The organism is Curtobacterium sp. MCLR17_055 (assembly GCF_003234305.1).
In the GTDB taxonomy this organism is placed as follows: domain Bacteria; phylum Actinomycetota; class Actinomycetes; order Actinomycetales; family Microbacteriaceae; genus Curtobacterium; species Curtobacterium flaccumfaciens.
The window spans coordinates 69,629-85,562 of the sequence record NZ_QKSX01000005.1 but is presented as its reverse complement, the minus strand read 5'-3'; the positions used below and the strand labels follow the sequence as shown (position 1 = coordinate 85,562).

19 protein-coding genes are annotated in these 15,934 nt (G+C 71.9%); 8 read left to right on the top strand and 11 right to left on the bottom strand.

Going from position 1 to position 15,934, the window contains the following annotated elements; genetic code table 11:
- Positions 1 to 70 precede the first annotated feature (70 nt).
- Entirely contained in the window at positions 71 to 1,060 is a 990-nt protein-coding gene (locus tag DEJ09_RS05980; RefSeq protein WP_111087904.1) for an NAD(P)-dependent oxidoreductase, read from the top strand.
- Here DEJ09_RS05980 and DEJ09_RS18345 read toward each other — a convergent pair.
- From DEJ09_RS18345 to DEJ09_RS05930, 10 genes are all read right to left on the bottom strand, one after another.
- On the bottom strand, positions 1,036 to 1,686 hold the full coding sequence (locus DEJ09_RS18345; protein WP_258373809.1) for a gamma-glutamylcyclotransferase family protein: 651 nt from the start codon (positions 1,684 to 1,686) through the stop codon (positions 1,036 to 1,038). The genes DEJ09_RS05980 and DEJ09_RS18345 overlap by 25 nt on opposite strands.
- Before the next feature lie 100 nt (positions 1,687 to 1,786).
- Entirely contained in the window at positions 1,787 to 2,203 is a 417-nt protein-coding gene (locus DEJ09_RS05970; RefSeq protein WP_071405958.1) for an MFS transporter permease, read from the bottom strand.
- Positions 2,200 to 3,099, bottom strand: coding sequence for an Asp23/Gls24 family envelope stress response protein (locus DEJ09_RS18460; protein WP_181433277.1), 900 nt, complete (start codon positions 3,097 to 3,099; stop codon positions 2,200 to 2,202). Before DEJ09_RS18460 ends, DEJ09_RS05970 begins: the two co-directional genes overlap by 4 nt.
- Before the next feature lie 78 nt (positions 3,100 to 3,177).
- Positions 3,178 to 3,351 carry a CsbD family protein gene (locus DEJ09_RS05960; protein ID WP_071246087.1) on the bottom strand — a complete coding sequence of 58 codons (174 nt, stop codon included), beginning with the start codon at positions 3,349 to 3,351 and terminating at the stop codon, positions 3,178 to 3,180.
- Between the two features lie 82 nt (positions 3,352 to 3,433).
- Positions 3,434 to 3,997 (bottom strand): hypothetical protein, encoded by a 564-nt coding sequence (locus DEJ09_RS05955; RefSeq protein WP_110864128.1) that lies wholly within the window; start codon positions 3,995 to 3,997, stop codon positions 3,434 to 3,436.
- Positions 3,994 to 4,569 carry a DUF6286 domain-containing protein gene (locus DEJ09_RS05950; RefSeq protein WP_111038341.1) on the bottom strand — a complete coding sequence of 192 codons (576 nt, stop codon included), beginning with the start codon at positions 4,567 to 4,569 and terminating at the stop codon, positions 3,994 to 3,996. Before DEJ09_RS05950 ends, DEJ09_RS05955 begins: the two co-directional genes overlap by 4 nt.
- Before the next feature lie 9 nt (positions 4,570 to 4,578).
- On the bottom strand, positions 4,579 to 4,893 hold the full coding sequence (locus tag DEJ09_RS05945; protein ID WP_017885411.1) for a hypothetical protein: 315 nt from the start codon (positions 4,891 to 4,893) through the stop codon (positions 4,579 to 4,581).
- The gene (locus tag DEJ09_RS05940; protein WP_017885412.1) at positions 4,890 to 5,081 is read right to left on the bottom strand and encodes a DUF2273 domain-containing protein; all 192 of its coding nucleotides are present in this window, start codon (positions 5,079 to 5,081) and stop codon (positions 4,890 to 4,892) included. Before DEJ09_RS05940 ends, DEJ09_RS05945 begins: the two co-directional genes overlap by 4 nt.
- Positions 5,078 to 5,536: an Asp23/Gls24 family envelope stress response protein gene (locus tag DEJ09_RS05935; RefSeq protein ID WP_111087902.1), complete on the bottom strand. Its 459-nt coding sequence runs from the start codon at positions 5,534 to 5,536 to the stop codon at positions 5,078 to 5,080. Before DEJ09_RS05935 ends, DEJ09_RS05940 begins: the two co-directional genes overlap by 4 nt.
- Before the next feature lie 169 nt (positions 5,537 to 5,705).
- Positions 5,706 to 6,926, bottom strand: coding sequence for a helix-turn-helix domain-containing protein (locus tag DEJ09_RS05930; RefSeq protein ID WP_111087901.1), 1,221 nt, complete (start codon positions 6,924 to 6,926; stop codon positions 5,706 to 5,708).
- Positions 6,927 to 7,008: 82 nt separating this feature from the next.
- On the opposite strand from DEJ09_RS05930, the gene DEJ09_RS05925 reads away from it, so the two are divergent.
- From DEJ09_RS05925 to pgi, 4 genes are all read left to right on the top strand, one after another.
- Entirely contained in the window at positions 7,009 to 7,299 is a 291-nt protein-coding gene (locus DEJ09_RS05925) for a metal-sensitive transcriptional regulator (protein WP_027466001.1), read from the top strand.
- A 32-nt stretch (positions 7,300 to 7,331) separates the two neighbouring features.
- On the top strand, positions 7,332 to 7,550 hold the full coding sequence (locus DEJ09_RS05920) for a heavy-metal-associated domain-containing protein (protein WP_181433179.1): 219 nt from the start codon (positions 7,332 to 7,334) through the stop codon (positions 7,548 to 7,550).
- The gene (locus DEJ09_RS05915) at positions 7,547 to 9,778 is read left to right on the top strand and encodes a cation-translocating P-type ATPase (RefSeq protein WP_111087900.1); all 2,232 of its coding nucleotides are present in this window, start codon (positions 7,547 to 7,549) and stop codon (positions 9,776 to 9,778) included. Before DEJ09_RS05920 ends, DEJ09_RS05915 begins: the two co-directional genes overlap by 4 nt.
- A gap of 193 nt (positions 9,779 to 9,971) precedes the next feature.
- Positions 9,972 to 11,693 (top strand): glucose-6-phosphate isomerase, encoded by a 1,722-nt coding sequence (gene pgi, locus DEJ09_RS05910; protein WP_111087899.1) that lies wholly within the window; start codon positions 9,972 to 9,974, stop codon positions 11,691 to 11,693.
- A 212-nt stretch (positions 11,694 to 11,905) separates the two neighbouring features.
- On the opposite strand, the gene DEJ09_RS05905 is transcribed toward pgi, so the two are convergent.
- The gene (locus tag DEJ09_RS05905; protein ID WP_258373808.1) at positions 11,906 to 12,811 is read right to left on the bottom strand and encodes a LysM domain-containing protein; all 906 of its coding nucleotides are present in this window, start codon (positions 12,809 to 12,811) and stop codon (positions 11,906 to 11,908) included.
- A gap of 132 nt (positions 12,812 to 12,943) precedes the next feature.
- Between DEJ09_RS05905 and DEJ09_RS05900 the strand changes: the two genes are divergently transcribed.
- The 3 genes from DEJ09_RS05900 to DEJ09_RS05890 all read left to right on the top strand — a co-directional run bounded on the left by DEJ09_RS05900 (position 12,944) and on the right by DEJ09_RS05890 (position 15,907).
- The gene (locus DEJ09_RS05900) at positions 12,944 to 13,480 is read left to right on the top strand and encodes a hypothetical protein (protein ID WP_071405966.1); all 537 of its coding nucleotides are present in this window, start codon (positions 12,944 to 12,946) and stop codon (positions 13,478 to 13,480) included.
- Between the two features lie 155 nt (positions 13,481 to 13,635).
- Positions 13,636 to 15,093 (top strand): sugar porter family MFS transporter, encoded by a 1,458-nt coding sequence (locus DEJ09_RS05895; protein WP_111087898.1) that lies wholly within the window; start codon positions 13,636 to 13,638, stop codon positions 15,091 to 15,093.
- A gap of 109 nt (positions 15,094 to 15,202) precedes the next feature.
- Entirely contained in the window at positions 15,203 to 15,907 is a 705-nt protein-coding gene (locus DEJ09_RS05890) for a DUF4396 domain-containing protein (protein ID WP_220034914.1), read from the top strand.
- Positions 15,908 to 15,934: the final 27 nt, after the last annotated feature.

Here is a 15,934-nt window from a genome sequence, read left to right as displayed (position 1 = left end):
TGCGTGAGGTGTCGGTGAGCACGAATCTCCGACGCCCCACGGTTCGAGACGGCGGACGGATGGTCCGCCCGTGAGGGTCCTGGTCACCGGGGCCAGCGGGTTCCTCGGGCAGGCCACCGCCGCAGCTGTACGGGACGCCGGGCACGAGGTCCGGACGTTCCAGCGCCGTCCTTCGGGAGTGCCCGGGGTGCAGGACGTCGCCGGGACGATGACCGACGACGCCGCGATCGCCCGCGCGGTCGACGGGGTCGAGGCCGTCGTGCACCTGGCCGCGAAGGTGTCACTCGCCGGGGACCCGGCCGACTTCGCCCGGGTCAACATCGAGGGCACCCGCTCACTGCTGGCGGCCGCCCGTGCAGCCGGCGTCGGGCGCTTCGTCTTCGTGTCGTCGCCGTCGGTCGCGCACACCGGGTCGTCGCTCGTCGGGGCCGACGCCGGTCCGGCCGAGCCGTCCCGTGCCCGAGGGCACTACGCCCGCACCAAGGCCGCGGCGGAGCTGCTGGCACTCGACGCCGACGCCCCGGACTTCGCCGTCGTGGCGGTCCGGCCGCACCTGGTGTGGGGTCCGGGCGACACACAACTCGTCGGACGGATCGTCGAGCGTGCCCGCGCCGGACGGCTGCCGCTGCTCGACTCCGGCGCCGCGCTCATCGACACGCTCTACGTCGACAACGCCGCGACGGCCATGGTCGCGGCGCTCGAACGCGTCACGGACGACGGCGTCCACGGCAACGCCTACGTCGTCACGAACGGTGAGCCCCGCCCGGTCGCCGACCTGCTCGCCGGCATCTGCACGGCGTCGGGCGTCCGACCGCCGCAGTGGCACGTGCCGGCCGCGGTCGCGCGGGCCGCGGGCTCCGTGGTGGAGGCCGTCTGGCGCGTCAGACCGGGCGAGGACGAGCCGCCGATGACCCGGTTCCTGGCCGAACAGCTCTCGACGGCGCACTGGTTCGACCAGCGACGGACCCGGAGCGACCTGCGGTGGACCCCGTCGGTGTCGATCGACCAGGGGCTCGAACGGCTGCGCGCCGCGGCTCAGGCCTCGTCGGCCGCCACGTAGACCCAGGCCGTCGAGCCCGAGGCCAGCGTGACCCGGATGCGCTGGTAGTCGGCGACCTCGTAGCCGTCGACCGCGCGGAGCTGCCATTCGTACCCGAGCGTCAGGGCCACACCCTCGACGACGTCGTCCGCGGAGCCGCGGCGGAGGATGGGATGACGGTCGGAGCCGCTCGTCCGGATGACGTCCGGGTCGGTGATCGCCACCCAGTCGAGCCGCCAGCCGGGCAGGGAGTCCGGGGTGGTGGGGACGTGGTCGCCGAACAGCGACTCCTGCACGAGCGGCTGCTGGAGCGTGCCGTACGAGAAGACCCGGTGCGTCTCGCCGGGGCGCGGCGTCGGACGCTCGACGGGGCGCGGAGCGACCGTCGGGGTCGACGTCCAGACGAGTGCACCGGCCAGGCCGGTCAGGCCGAGGTGCAGCAGCCCGATGATGCCGAGGGCGCTGCCCCAGTAGATCCCGGAGTCGTCGCCGAGGCAGCGGGACTGCGGCCAGATCTCGGAATCGGAGAGGCACCCGTACCGGTTCGTGATCCCGACCACCAGCCCGATGACGCCGACGACGAGACAGACGAGCGCGAACGCGCCGAGACCGATGACCCAGCGCTGGCCGGGGGAGAGACGCTTCACGTCGCGAGGCTAGCGGACGGGCAGTGGACTCCGGGACCACCCGGGTGGGCCGACCGGGTCGGGTGGGGCGGGCCTCCAGGCCGGGACCGTGTGCACGACGTCAGCCGGTGAAGCGGGTCCAGAGCTCGGTGACGATCGGCCAGACGTCGCCGGCACGGTCGGCGGAGCCGACGGCGACCAGGACGACGGGGACCAGGGTGACCGCCACGCTCACCAGGACGGCGAGCACCACGGCGGTCGTCGCGGTGGCGGTGTGCCGGCGGGTCAGGGCGAGCAGGAGCAGGGCGAGCACCACGACCGCACCGAGCAGGGCGATCAGGGTGACCCGGACGAACGGGAACGGCACGAGACCGGCGGTGGTGGCGGTGACCCCGCCGAGGAACCCGACCAGCGGCAGGAAGCCGCCGACCGCGACGGCGAGGACGAGGAAGACCCCGATGCCGCCGGCGATCCAGACGCCGCGGGGTCGGGGACGCCGGTCGCGGGACCGGCGCCCTCCGGACCAGGCGGTGGTCACGGCTGGTCCCGGTGACGGGGAGCCGTGGCGGCATCCGCTGCCGCATCGGCGGCGACGGCTGCGTCGTCGGCCGCGTCCGCCGCGGCATCGGCAGCGTCGGCGGCCCGGTCGCGGGTCGTGCCGGCCGCGTCGACGACGACGTCGCGGGCCTGCTCGGCGGCGTCCTCCGCGGACGATGCCGCGTCGGCGGCCTGCTCGGATGCCCGGGCGAGCGACTCCGAGGCGGCGTCACGCAGACGCTCGCCCGCCTCGGTGGCGGCGTCGACGGCACGCTTCGTGGTGTCGGCGGTGGCGTCGGCAGCGCGCTTGGTGGTGTCGGCGGTGGCGGACGCTGCCTGCTTCGTCGCGTCCGCCGTGGCCGTCGCGGCGCGCTTGGTCGCGTCCGCGGTGGTCTCGGCGGCCCGCTTGACGGCGTCGCCGGTCGACGAGGCCGCCTGCTCGACCGCATCGGTCGCCTGCTCGGCGGCCCGGCCGAGCGGGGACTGCTCGTCGTCGAACGGACCGTGCACGTCGAGGACGCGCACGTCGACCGAGGTGCGGAGGTCGGACAGCTGCCGCGTCGCTGCGGTGACCTGCTGCCGGACCTCGGCGGCGACGTCCAGCACCGGGTGCGGGTAGCTGACGACGACGGCGACCTGCACGGTGAGCACGCCGTCCTGTTCGTCGACCTGCACGCCGGTGGTGCCCGCCGAACGGCCGAGCTGCTTCCGCAGCTGGTCGGCGGCACGGGCGGCGATCCCGCCGAGGTGGTGCACGCCGGGCACGCCGAGCGCGGTCTCCGCCGCGGTGCGCGCGACGATCGTCGCGGTGCTCGCGTCGTCGGGCAGCGGCTCCGTCAGTGCTGCGGGCAGGGCCACCTCGGTGACCTGCGTGTTCGCATGGGGGTCGTGCTGCATGGTTCCTCCTCGTTCGGGATCTGCGCGGGGACGCATCGGGGCACCCGTTCGACGGGTGCCCCGATGCGGTCGTGCGACCTACTTCTTGAAGACGTCCTTGACGTCCTCGCCGGTCTGCTTCGCGCTCGCAGCGGCCTGGTCCTTCTTGCCTTCGGCGACCTTCGAGTCGTCGTTGGTCAGGTTGCCGACGGCTTCCTTCGCCTTGCCGGCGAGGTCCTGAGCGGCGTTCTTGATCTTGTCGTCGAGTCCCATGACGGGTCCTTTCGTGGGTGGGCGTGCGCCCGGTGATGTGGTGGTGGGCCGGGAGGCCCGGGGTACGTCCGGCTGACGGGTGTCAGTGGACGCGGGTCGACTTCGCGAGCGCGGAGCGGGTACCGCCGGTCAGGTGCACGAGCACCGGGACCGGACGGCCGAGGGTGCGGTCGAGGACCGCGACGGCTCGGTCGACGGCGTCGAGCACGCTGACGGCGTCCCCGCCGCGGCGGACCGCGACACGGATCCGGGCGGCGCGCTGCCGGCGGACGAGGTAGGTGTCGACTCGGGACCCGACCACGTCGCGGACACCCGCGAGTTCGTGCTCGAGGACGTCCCGGACGAGTGCGACGTTGACGGTGACCGCATCGTCGCCCGAGTGCTCCCGGACGGCGACGGACGTGCCGCCACCACCGCGGGTGAACACCCACACGAGCGACAGGACGATCACGAGGGCCGCTGCCCCGGCGACGATCCACAGCGCGGACGCGGGGACGTCGAGGCTGCGGGGGAGGTCGACGTACGGCTTGACGGCGTCCTGGACGGCGGGCAGCACGCCCGCGCCCATCGCGATCCCGACGACCACGGCGACGAGGCCGAGGACGAACAGGATGATCCGGTTGAGGGTCCGGTTGCTCTTGGTCATGCGAGGGTTCCCTTCTCCTCGACCCGGACGCGGACGCGTCGGCCGAAGCGCTCGTCGAGACCGCTCAGGCGCTCCACGACGGCGGCGCGGACGCGCGCCTCGTCGACCGGCACACCCGTGACGGGGACGATGCGGACCTCGGTGGAACGGCCACGGGCGGTGGCGGAGGCGTTCCCCTCGGGGACACCGGCCGCCATCCCGGCAGCGTTCGCCGCGGTGGAGGCGACGATGCGGGCGTCGATGACGACCGCACCGCGCTCGTGCTCGACGACCGAACGGTGCTGGCGGCCGGGCTTGAGCGCCAGGACGACCAGCACGACGCCGAGGACGACGAGCACACCCGCGATGACCTCGACGACGGTGACGAACGCGGCGTCCGGACGGAGCGCCGTGTCGACCACGGTCTGGGGATCGGCGACCAGCGGCGGGCGTCCGATGGCGCTGAGCACCGCCTCGGTGCCGATCCAGGCGGCCACCAGGGCGAGCACCACGAGTGCCACCGCCACTGCTGTGGAGCGGGAGCGGTGCACGCTCCGACGACGGATGCGTCGTTCGACGGAACCGTTGCTCATGATGGCCTCCTAGCGGGCACGGGACTCGTGCTCGCGCACGATCCCGGTGAGTTCGATGTGGGCACTGCCGACGCGACGCCCGGTCAGGTCGCTCACGCGGCCCTTGACCTGGTCCGCGATCCGGATCGACCCGGAGACGATGTCGTCGCTCGCGGCGATCGGCCCGGTGATGTCGAGCGACAGTGCTCCCGACGCGTCGCCGAGTCCGACGCGCACCCGCTTGGCGGGGGCGCCGAGCCCTTCGGCTGCGACGGCCCGCGCCAGCGAGGTGAGCGCGCGTGCGGTGATCTCGACGCGGCCCGGGACGTCCGGGCCGGCGTTCACCGGGAGCTCCGGCGTCCGGTCAGCACGTCGGTCAGGGCACCGCGGTCGATGCGCCCGGTGGCGAGTGCGGCCACGAGGGCCCCGATCGCACCGAACACGATGACGAGCACGAAGCCCCAGAAGCCGAACTGCAGTGCCACGACGGCGAGGACTGCGCCGATGAGGGCGCCGATCAGCGTGTTGCTCATGCGACTCGGGCTTCCTTCTTCTCGTCCTCGTTGTCGTCGTCGTCACCCGGGATGTAGACGTCCTGGACGGTCACGTTGACCTCGGCGACCTCCATGCCGACGATCTGCTCGAGGGCACGGGCGACACCGGCACGGACGCCGTCGGCGACCTGCTGGAGCGACACCGGGTACTCGGCGACGATCACGATGTCCGCGGCGACCTGCTTCTCGCCGACCTCGACCTTGACGCCCTGACCGAAGTCACGCTGGCCGATGGCGTCGCGGATGGCGCCGATGGCACGGGCTGCGCCGTTGCCGAGGGAGTGCACGCCGTTGACCTCGCGGGCGGCGATGCCGGCGACCTTCGACACGACGGTGTCGTCGATGACGGTCTTGCCGGTGACGCTGCTGGTGCCGGCGTGCGAGGTGGCACGGGTCGCCGTGGTGGCCGGGGTGGGGGTGGTGGTGTCAGCCATGTTCGTTCCTTCCGTTGACCCGCCGGGCGTTCCCAGCGGTTGCTGTTCACGGATGAGACGGGCTGTGGAAGAGATTCGTCACACACGACTTCTCGGATTCGGCTGCTTTCCAGGGAACCCCGGAAATCCGGGGATGAGCGTGTACCCCCGGGGTGTTCCGTCCGGCCGTTCAGCCGTTTCCGGCCGCGCCGTTGCGCTCTGCAGCGGCCCGCATGGCACGGACACAGGCCATCGGGGACTCGCCGCGCTCCTCGCGGAAGAGCTGTTGCAGCCGTCGGGGGAGCACCCCTGCGGCGGCCGCGATGTCGTCGAGCGTGAGCGGGTCGTCGAGGTGCTGCTCGATGTACGACACCGCACGACGGACACGCCACGACGCCTTGCCGGCCTCCGGCTGCGCGGCCAGCGACGCGCGTTTCGTCACGGCGGGGTCCTCGCCGAACCGGCCGCGGTAGGTCTCGGCGAACCGGCCCGGGTTGGTGAAGCCCCAGCGGCGGGCGATCGCGGCGATGCCGGATGACACGAGCGGACAGTCCGCCGGGGCGACCGGGCCGCCCCGGTCCGCGCGGAGCAGCTCCTCGCGCACCCGGTCGAGGCGGTGGTCGCGGAGGAACCGGTGCGGCGTGGTGTCGAGCGTCCGGGCGAAGACGTCCTGCAGCCCACGCTGGCTCAGTCCGCAGGCCGCGGCGATGGTGGGGACCGAAGGGCGTTCGGCGGCGTGCAGCTCGATGAAGCGGATCGCGTCGCGGAGCCGGTTCGCCACGGGGACGTCATCACCGCGGTTCCGGATGGGGAACGTGTCGAGGATGACGACGGCCAGCCGGCGGTTCAGCGCGGTCCGCATCGGTCCGAGCACGCGGTCGTCGACCAGGGCCGGCCCGAGTTCACGGATCAGGTGCCGCAGGGGTTCGCGCCGGGCGACGACCTCGTCCTGCTGGTCGAACAGCAGTGGGCCGTCGGGCAGGCGGTAGCCGAGGTCGCGGCCGACGCTCCGCAGGAACCGGTCGGACACGTGCACGCCGTTGTAGACGGTGCCGTCGGACTCGAACCGGTAGGCCTCGGACGCCGAGGCGATGTACGGGCTGCCCGGTTCGACGACGCGGGTGCGGTCGGCGAAGTGCATCTCGAGCCGGCCCTTGGTCAGCCAGAACACCACGTGGTCGTCCCGCACGCCGATGACCCCACCCCGCCGACCGCCCTCGGCCCGCATGGTGCGCAGCGACAGGTCGTCGTCACCCACGACCGTGTACTCGTACCGGGTGTCGTCGGTGGCGAAGGTCTCGGAGGCGAAGTCCGAGCCGCCGTACTCGGCCGCGAAGATCTCGGAGTAGTCGGAACCCTCGCCGTCGGAGAACCGCAGCCGGCGGAATCCGTTCGTCGTCGAGGGGTCCATGCGCTGATCATGCCACCGGTTGCGCCCGGACGAGATCGGAATACCCTAGGGGGGTACCGTATTGAGAACGGTGGAGGCGGACATGCACGAACACGTCGGGTACATCGGCGACAAGGACGACCTGCTCAAGCGACTCCGTCGCGCCGAGGGGCAGGTGCGCGGCATCGCGCGGATGGTCGAGGACGAGACGTACTGCATCGACGTCCTGACCCAGATCTCGGCGGCGAACCGGGCGCTCGAACGCGTCGCGTTGTCGCTGCTCGAGGACCACCTGGCGCACTGCGTCGCCGAGGCCGTCGCCGAGGGCGGGGACGCCGCCGACGAGAAGGTGCGCGAGGCCAGCCAGGCGATCGCCCGGCTCGTCCGCTCCTGACCCTGACGACCCACCACCGAGAAGGAGACACCATGACCACCGAAACGCTGCTCGTCGAGGGCATGACCTGCGACCACTGCGTGATGAGCGTCACCGAGGAACTCACCGAGGTCGACGGGGTGTCGGGCGTCGACGTCCGACTCGTCCCCGGCGGATCGTCCGAGGTCACCGTCAGCTCGGCGGTACCCGTCGACGCGGACGCCCTCCGCGCCGCCGTCACCGAGGCGGGGTACGAGGTCGTGCGCTCGTGACCGACCGCACCGTCGAACTCGACATCACCGGGATGACCTGCGCCTCGTGCGCGAACCGCATCGAGCGGAAGCTCGGCAAGCTGCCCGGGGTCACCGCCACCGTCAACTACGCCACCGAGAAGGCGCAGGTGCAGGTCGCCGCGGACGGCACCGCCGACCCCGAGGCGCTGATCGCCGCGGTGGAGTCGGCCGGCTACGGCGCCACGGTGCCGGCCCCGCCCACCGCTGCTGACGCCGACCCCGCGGTCGACGAGGACCCGACCGGCCCGCTGCGCCGACGCCTGGTCGTGTCCGCCGTGCTCGCGGTGCCCGTCGTGGTGCTCTCGATGGTGCCGGCGCTGCAGTTCCCGAACTGGCAGTGGCTCGCCCTGACGCTCGCGGCGCCCGTCGCCGTCTGGGGTGCGCTCCCGTTCCACCGTGCCGCGTGGGTCAACGCCCGGCACGGTGCCGCCACCATGGACACCCTGGTGAGCGTCGGCGTCCTCGCTGCCTTCGGGTGGTCGCTGTACGCCCTGTTCTTCGGCGACGCCGGCACGACCGGCATGCACATGACGTTCTCGTGGTTCGCCACGGACCCCGAGGCCACCGACCTGTACCTCGAGGTCGCGACGGCCGTGACGGTGTTCATCCTCGCCGGCCGGTACATGGAGGCCCGCGCGAAGACGCAGTCCGGTGCCGCGCTCCGGGCACTGCTCGAACTCGGTGCGAAGGACGCCACGGTCCTGCGCGACGGTGTCGAACACCGCGTGCCGGCCTCGTCCCTGGTCGTGGGCGACGTCGTCGTGGTGCGACCCGGCGAGCGGATCCCGAGCGACGGCCTGGTGCAGGACGGCTCCTCGGCCGTCGACCTCAGCATGCTCACCGGCGAGTCCGTGCCGGTCGAGGTCGGCCCGGGCGACCGGGTCACCGGTGCCACGATCAACGTCGGCGGGCGGCTCGTCGTCGCGATCACCCGCGTCGGTGCCGACACCGAGCTCGCCCGGATGGGTCGCCTGGTCGAGGACGCCCAGACCGGCAAGGCCGAGGTGCAGCGTCTGGCCGACCGCGTGTCCGGAGTCTTCGTGCCGATCGTCATCGCGCTCGCCGTGCTGGCCTTCGTCGGCTGGCTCGTGTTCGGCGGCTCGGTCACCGCGGCCTTCACCGCGGCCGTCGCCACCCTGATCATCGCCTGCCCGTGCGCTCTCGGGCTCGCCACGCCCACCGCGCTGCTGGTCGGCACCGGTCGCGGCTCCCAGCTCGGCATCCTGATCGGCGGTCCGCAGGTGCTCGAGCGCACCCGCGGCGTCGACACCGTCGTGCTCGACAAGACCGGCACCGTCACCACGGGGTCGATGACCCTGCGGTCAGTCACCGCCGTCGACGAGACCGAGGACGTCGTCCTGCGCCTCGCCGCAGCGGTCGAGGACGGCTCCGAACACCCCGTCGCCCGCGCCGTGACCACCGCGGCCCGTGCCCGGGGCGCCGGCCTGCCCCAGGCCGAGCAGTTCACCGCCACCGCCGGCGCCGGTGTGCAGGCCGTCGTGGACGGCGACGTCGTGCTGGTCGGCACGACCCGCTGGCTCGCCGACTCGTGGTCGATCACCCTGCCCCCGGTGCTGTCCGACGCCGTCGACCGTGCCGAGGTCGACGGGGGCACGGCGGTCGTCGTCGCCCGGAACGGCACGGCCCTGGGCGTGGTCGTCGTCGGCGACACCGTGAAGCCCGAGGCCGCCGACGCGATCGCCCGCTTCCGTGCGCTCGGCCTGCACCCGGTCCTGCTCACCGGCGACAACGACGGGGCCGCACGTGCGGTCGCCGCGAGCGTCGGCATCGACGAGGTGCACGCCCGCGCGACCCCGGCGTCGAAGCTCGAGACCGTCCGCCGGCTGCAGTCCGAGGGGCGGAGCGTCGCGATGGTCGGCGACGGCGTGAACGACGCCGCCGCACTGGCCGCGGCCGACCTCGGCATCGCCATGGGTGCCGGTACCGACGCGGCCATCGCGGCGAGCGACATCACGGTCGTCAGCGGTCGGCTCACCGTGGTGGCCGACGCCATCCGGCTGTCGCGCGCGACGCTCGGCGTCATCAAGGGCAACCTGTTCTGGGCGTTCGCGTACAACGTCGCGGCGATCCCGCTCGCGATGGCGGGGCTGCTCAACCCGGTGCTCGCGGGTGCGGCGATGGCGTTCTCGTCGGTCTTCGTCGTGACGAACAGCCTGCGGTTGCGTCGCTTCGCGGCGCAGCCGTGAACCCGGCAAGCCGACCGCGGCCCTGAACGCGACCGGCCGGGAGGCGTGACGCGCGCAGCGAACGCGAGCCGCGCCTCCCGGCCGACTGTGCGCACCACCCGCCGGAGCGCACTACGCTCGAAGACGGTCCGCGACGCAGCGCTGCGTGACCCGCGGGCTGTACGTCTTGAACGTGATCCCCAGGAGGACCGAAGTGACCGAATCCGCTCCCGTCGACCCCACATCGACCGAAGGCTGGAAGAAGCTCGACAGCATCGCTGCCGACTTCACCCCGGACCTGCGAGGGTGGTTCGACAGCGACCCCGGTCGTGCCGAGCAGTACACCTTCCAGGCGGCCGACCTGACCGTCGACCTCTCCAAGGGCCTGGTGACCGACGAGATCCTCGCCGCGCTGCTGCAGGTCGCGAAGGACACCGGCGTCGCCGAACGCTTCCAGGCGATGCTCGCCGGTGAGCACATCAACGTCACCGAGGACCGCGCCGTGCTGCACACCGCGCTCCGCCGCCCGAAGGCGACCGAGGGCCTCGTGCCGGCGGCGCCCCTGACCGTCGACGGCCAGGACGTCGACGCCGACGTGCACGCCACGCTCGACAAGGTCTACGGCTTCGCCGAGCAGGTCCGCAGCGGCGCCTGGACCGGTGTCACCGGCAAGCGCATCGAGACCGTCGTCAACATCGGCATCGGTGGCTCCGACCTCGGCCCGGTCATGGTCTACGAGGCACTCAAGCCCTACGTCCAGCCCGGCCTCGAGGCCCGCTTCGTGTCGAACATCGACCCGGCGGACATCTACGAGAAGACCGCGGACCTGGACCCCGAGACCACGCTCTTCATCGTCGCGTCGAAGACCTTCGGCACGCTCGAGACCCTGACGAACGCGCGCCTCGCCCGCCAGTGGCTGTGGGAGAAGCTCGGCCTGACCGACGCCGCCGACGACGAGAAGAAGAACGCCGTCGCGAAGCACTTCGTCGCCGTCTCCACCGCCCTCGACAAGGTCGAGGCCTTCGGCATCGACCCCGAGAACGCCTTCGGCTTCTGGGACTGGGTGGGCGGCCGCTACTCGGTCGACTCGGCCATCGGCACGAGCGTCGTCATCGCGATCGGCAAGGAGAACTGGGAGCAGTTCCTCGCCGGCTTCCACGCCATCGACGAGCACGTCCGCACCACGCCGCTCGAGCAGAACGTCCCCGTCCTGATGGGCCTGCTCAACGTCTGGTACACGAACTTCCTCGGTGCGCAGAGCCACGCGGTCCTGCCGTACACGCAGTACCTGCACCGCTTCGCCGCGTACCTGCAGCAGCTCACCATGGAGTCGAACGGCAAGCGCGTCCGCTGGGACGGCTCGCCCGTCACCACCGAGACCGGCGAGGTCTTCTGGGGTGAGCCCGGCACGAACGGCCAGCACGCGTTCTACCAGCTCATCCACCAGGGCACCCGCCTGATCCCGGCCGACTTCATCACGGTCGCCAACCCGGCCCGTCCGCTCAAGGACGAGACCGGCGACGGCAAGGGCGTCGCGCCCGGCACCGACGTGCACACGCTGTTCCTGGCGAACTTCTTCGCGCAGACCAAGGCGCTCGCGTTCGGCAAGAGCGCCGACGAGGTCCGCGCCGAGGGCACCACCGACGAGGGCATCGTCGCGGCGCGCACGTTCCCGGGCAACAAGCCGACCACGTCGATCATCGCGCCGGAGCTCACCCCGAGCGTCCTCGGCCAGCTCATCGCCCTGTACGAGCACATCGTGTTCACCGAGGGCACGATCTGGGGCATCGACTCGTTCGACCAGTGGGGTGTGGAGCTCGGCAAGCAGCTGGCGCTGCAGGTCACGCCGGCCGTCGAGGGCGACCAGGCCGCGCTCGACGCGCAGGACCCGTCGACCAAGGCGCTCATCGCGAAGTACCTGGAGCTGCGGAAGTAACGCACGCCCCCACCTGACGGACGGGAGGCCCGTGGCGGATTCGCCACGGGCCTCCCGTCCGTCGTGTCGGGCACTGCCAAAGCGACAGTTGCGCCCGACGGGCCGCCGTCAGGCCTGCGAAAGCGACAGATGCGCGCCGATCTTCCGCGGAGAAGTGTCGCTTTCGCGAGGGCCCGCTGCGACGCCGCGGGGCTCGGCGCCGGGCCGCCGGCTCAGCGGGCGAGCGGGTCGAGGTTGAGGGACGTGCCCTCGTACAGGTGCTGGTCCTCGCCGAACACCTGGACGCCCTCGTTGAGCCAGACCAGGTCGCGGACGGTGATGCCGAACCGCGCCGCGACGTCCCCGATCAGGTCGTCCGGTGCGACGCCGTAGGACCTCGGCGCACCGGCGGCCGTGGTCGCGGTGACGGTCCCGGTCGCGTTCGCCCGTCGTCCGGCGTCCTTCGGGTGCACGTTCGTCTGCCGCGCGGGGACGGACCACCGCACGGTGGACACCGCGAGGACCTTGCCGGCGGAGATCTCGACGGGGACGTCCTGTCCGGGCGCCGCGGCGGAGTAGGTCACGAGGGTGCCGAGGTGTGACGGGTCGACCCCGGATCCGTCCAACGGGACGTCGACCGCGGCCGCCGTGCTGGTCGGGCCGCCGAGGGTCCGGTCACCGACACCGGGGTAGGTCAGCCCGTCGCCCACCGCACGGGGCAGGTCGAACAACGCGACGCCGATCGGCACCGGCAGCGTCGAGGTGATCCCGGAGTACTGCGCGGTGAACGTGTCGTCGCCGTCCGCGACCACCCGGAAGTGGAAGTGCACGCTGCCCTTCGGCGAGGCCACGTCCCCCTGCGCCAGGACGGTCCCGGCGGGGATCGGTGTCAGCGTCGGTGCGGGTGCGGCGGCCTCCGTCGGCACCGGGGTCGGTGTGCGCGGGTTCGCCGACGCCTCGATCAGGTCCGATGCGGACTCGCCGGTCGGGGTCGCCGCCGGGGTCTCGCTCGCCGTCGGGCTGGACGCCGGCGGACTGGAGGGAGCGGGCGGGACATCGTCCGGTCCCCGCAGCAGCGAGCAGCCGGACAGCACCACGCCGGCCGCCAGCACGATGGCGATTCCGCCGGTCCGTTTCATGATGCCCCCTCAGGTCGAGGGTAACGCGATGCCGAGCACACGGTCGTCGTCGCCGGCGGACTGTGTCCCGGGACGCACTCCAGCCGCCGAGGGGGCGAGATGGTGTCGGTCGGAGCGGCTACGGTCGAGGGCATGGAGCGTTCGGAGATCCTCGCCGCGGCTGCCGCCGCGCACGCCGCCCGCATCGCAGCGGCGGGTGGTGACGACGTCGCAGCGCGTGAACGTGCCGACAGCGTCCGGCGCCGGGCCGACGGGCTCACCGACCGGTACGACACGGTCGAGGGCTCGGACACCGAGTCCGACGCACGTGACGCCGCACGCCGTCGGGCGGGAGAGGCAGACCGCGCCGCCTCGCGCACCGAGGGCGTGCTGTCCGACTGGCACCGGATGGGCACCCGTCGTGGCGTCACCCCCGATGCCCAGGTCCGCACGGCGTGGACCGTGACCGGGGTCCCCGAGCGCGGCGACGCCCGAGCCCTGGCCAACGTGCTGCTCTCCACCGCGGGGCACGCCGGACGCGTCGCCGACGCCGCCCGACGCAACCCCGCCCTGTCCGGCGCCGCGAGTGCCGCCGCCCGACGGACCGTGCGCCGCTACACCGACCACGGCGCCGACATGGCTTCGTTGGGGGACGTCCTGGGCGACGGCCCCGTCGACGACGAGCGCTGAGCCCGACCCACAGATTGGACCGCTCCCGTCCTCATCAGGCCTTCTGTGGACCGATCCAAACGACCTGACGACAGAATGTCCAATTGACAGGACATGGATTCGGGTTACGATCGGTCCACGCACTGACGCGCGATCACCGACGAAGGAGTCACCGAATGGTCGACATCAAACCGACAGCCCCGACTGTCGCACTGCCCCCGTTGGGGACCGGGCCGCACCGCCGACGACTCGGTGTGCTGGCCCTCGTCGCCACGTTCGGCGGGTTGCTCTTCGGGTACGACACCGGTGTCATCAACGGTGCCCTGAACCCGATGAAGGCGGAGCTCGGCCTCACGAACTTCACCGAGGGTGTCGTCACCAGCTCGCTGCTCTTCGGTGCCGCGATCGGCGCCATGCTCGGCGGCCGCATCGCCGACGGCTGGGGTCGCCGCAAGACGATCATCCTGCTCGCCGTCACGTTCTTCGTCGGCACGCTGATCTGCGTGTTCGCGCCGACGTTCGAGGTCATCGTCACCGGTCGTGTGCTCCTCGGCCTCGCGGTGGGTGGCGCATCTACGGTGGTCCCGGTGTTCCTCGCCGAACTCGCGCCGTACGAGATCCGCGGGTCCCTGTCCGGCCGCAACGAGCTCATGATCGTGATCGGCCAGCTCGCCGCGTTCGTGGTCAACGCCTTCATCGGCAACATCTGGGGCGAGGGCAACGGCGTGTGGCGCGTCATGCTGGCCGTCTGCGCGCTCCCCGCGATCGCGCTGTTCGTCGGCATGCTCCGGGTGCCGGAGTCGCCGCGCTGGCTCGCGTCGAAGGACCGCTACGACGAGGCGCTCTCGGTCCTCGAGCAGGTCCGGACCACCGATCGGGCCCGCGCCGAGCTCGACGACATCAAGCGGAGCAACGACCTCGAAGCGAAGGTCGGGCGTGTCAGCGGCTGGCACACGCTGCGCGGGAACAAGTGGCTCATCCGCATCGTGCTCATCGGAGCCGGACTCGGCGTCGCGCAGCAGCTCACCGGCATCAACTCGATCATGTACTACGGCCAGACCGTGCTCATCGAGTCCGGGTTCCAGGCGTCGGCTGCCCTCATCGCGAACATCGCCCCCGGCGTGATCGCCGTGGTCGGTGGCGTCATCGCGCTGTACAACATGGAGAAGATCAACCGCCGCACGACGCTGATCCTCGGGTTCACGCTGACGACGATCTGCCACTTCCTCATCGGCATCGCGTCGGTGGCGCTGCCCGAGGGCAACCCGGCCCGCCCGTGGGTCATCCTGTTCCTGGTCGTCGCGTTCGTCGGCTCGATGCAGACCTTCCTCAACATCGCCGTGTGGGTCGTCTTGTCCGAGATCTTCCCGACGCAGATCCGTGCGCTCGGCATGGGCATCTCGGTGTTCTGCCTCTGGATCGCGAACGCGTTCCTCGGGCTGTACTTCCCGACGATCGTCGCCGCGACCGGCATCACCGGGACCTTCTTCGGCTTCGGGGTCGTCGGACTGCTGGCGCTGCTCTTCATCTGGAAGTTCGTGCCGGAGAGCCGCGGTCGCACCCTCGAAGAGGTCGAAGAGGGCGTCACCACCGGCAACATCTTCACCGTCCCCGTGAAGGCGTCGCGCCGCTAGTCCGCTCCACGCCGCACCGAGTGCGCAGAAGACGTCGGGTCGCCCCAGGGCACCCGGCGTCTTCTGCTCACTGGATCCACCGTCGCCGCCCGGTTGGTTGCATGGAGGCGTGACGGAACTGGTGCTGCAGGACTTCCCGGCCGCCCTGAACGTGGTGTGCTCCGCGCTGCTCGTGGTCGCCGTGGGCTGTGCCGTGTTCGTGGCGGTCGACGTGGTGCGTCGGCCGCCGCACATGCGCGTCATGGCGTTCGTGTGGCCGCTCACGATGCTGTTCGGCAGCGTCGTGTGGCTCGTCTTCTACCTGCGTCGAGGGCGGGCCTCGGCGCCCGGCCACGGACGGTGGGCGGGCACCGCGATCGACACGAGCCACTGCGGGGCCGGCTGCGCCCTCGGCGACCTGATCGGCGAGTTCGGGCTCGCGGCGTTCCCGGCGCTCGGGGTGGTCGTCGGACTGGGCACGCTCTACCAGGATCGGATGTTCGCCGGGTGGATCGTCGACTTCGTCATCGCGTTCGTGCTCGGCATCGCGTTCCAGTACTTCGCCATCGCGCCGATGCGGGGCCTCGGCGTCCGGGCCGGGCTCGTCGCCGCGCTCAAGGCCGACACGCTGTCGATCATCGCGTGGCAGGTGGGCATGTACGGCCTGATGGCGGTGTGGCAGCTGGTCGTGTTCCCGGCGCTCGTCGGCGGGCGCGCGAGCGTCTTCTCGCCGGAGTTCTGGGTGGCGATGCAGCTGGCGATGGTGGCCGGCTTCGTCTGCTCCTACCCCGTGAACGCGTGGCTGGTGCGTCGGGGCATCAAGGAGGCCATGTGACGGAACAGCGGACAGACGGGAGGCCCG

Excerpts from the sequence above, each read along its gene's own strand:
- DEJ09_RS18460 (WP_181433277.1), bottom strand. The coding sequence starts at position 3,099 with ATGCAGCACGACCCCCATGCGAACACGCAGGTCACCGAGGTGGCCCTG.
- DEJ09_RS05960 (WP_071246087.1), bottom strand. The coding sequence starts at position 3,351 with ATGGGACTCGACGACAAGATCAAGAACGCCGCTCAGGACCTCGCCGGC.
- DEJ09_RS05955 (WP_110864128.1), bottom strand. The coding sequence starts at position 3,997 with ATGACCAAGAGCAACCGGACCCTCAACCGGATCATCCTGTTCGTCCTC.
- DEJ09_RS05950 (WP_111038341.1), bottom strand. The coding sequence starts at position 4,569 with ATGAGCAACGGTTCCGTCGAACGACGCATCCGTCGTCGGAGCGTGCAC.
- DEJ09_RS05940 (WP_017885412.1), bottom strand. The coding sequence starts at position 5,081 with ATGAGCAACACGCTGATCGGCGCCCTCATCGGCGCAGTCCTCGCCGTC.
- DEJ09_RS05935 (WP_111087902.1), bottom strand. The coding sequence starts at position 5,536 with ATGGCTGACACCACCACCCCCACCCCGGCCACCACGGCGACCCGTGCC.
- DEJ09_RS05930 (WP_111087901.1), bottom strand. The coding sequence starts at position 6,926 with ATGGACCCCTCGACGACGAACGGATTCCGCCGGCTGCGGTTCTCCGAC.
- DEJ09_RS05925 (WP_027466001.1), top strand. The coding sequence starts at position 7,009 with ATGCACGAACACGTCGGGTACATCGGCGACAAGGACGACCTGCTCAAG.
- DEJ09_RS05920 (WP_181433179.1), top strand. The coding sequence starts at position 7,332 with ATGACCACCGAAACGCTGCTCGTCGAGGGCATGACCTGCGACCACTGC.
- DEJ09_RS05905 (WP_258373808.1), bottom strand. The coding sequence starts at position 12,811 with ATGAAACGGACCGGCGGAATCGCCATCGTGCTGGCGGCCGGCGTGGTG.
- DEJ09_RS05900 (WP_071405966.1), top strand. The coding sequence starts at position 12,944 with ATGGAGCGTTCGGAGATCCTCGCCGCGGCTGCCGCCGCGCACGCCGCC.
- DEJ09_RS05895 (WP_111087898.1), top strand. The coding sequence starts at position 13,636 with ATGGTCGACATCAAACCGACAGCCCCGACTGTCGCACTGCCCCCGTTG.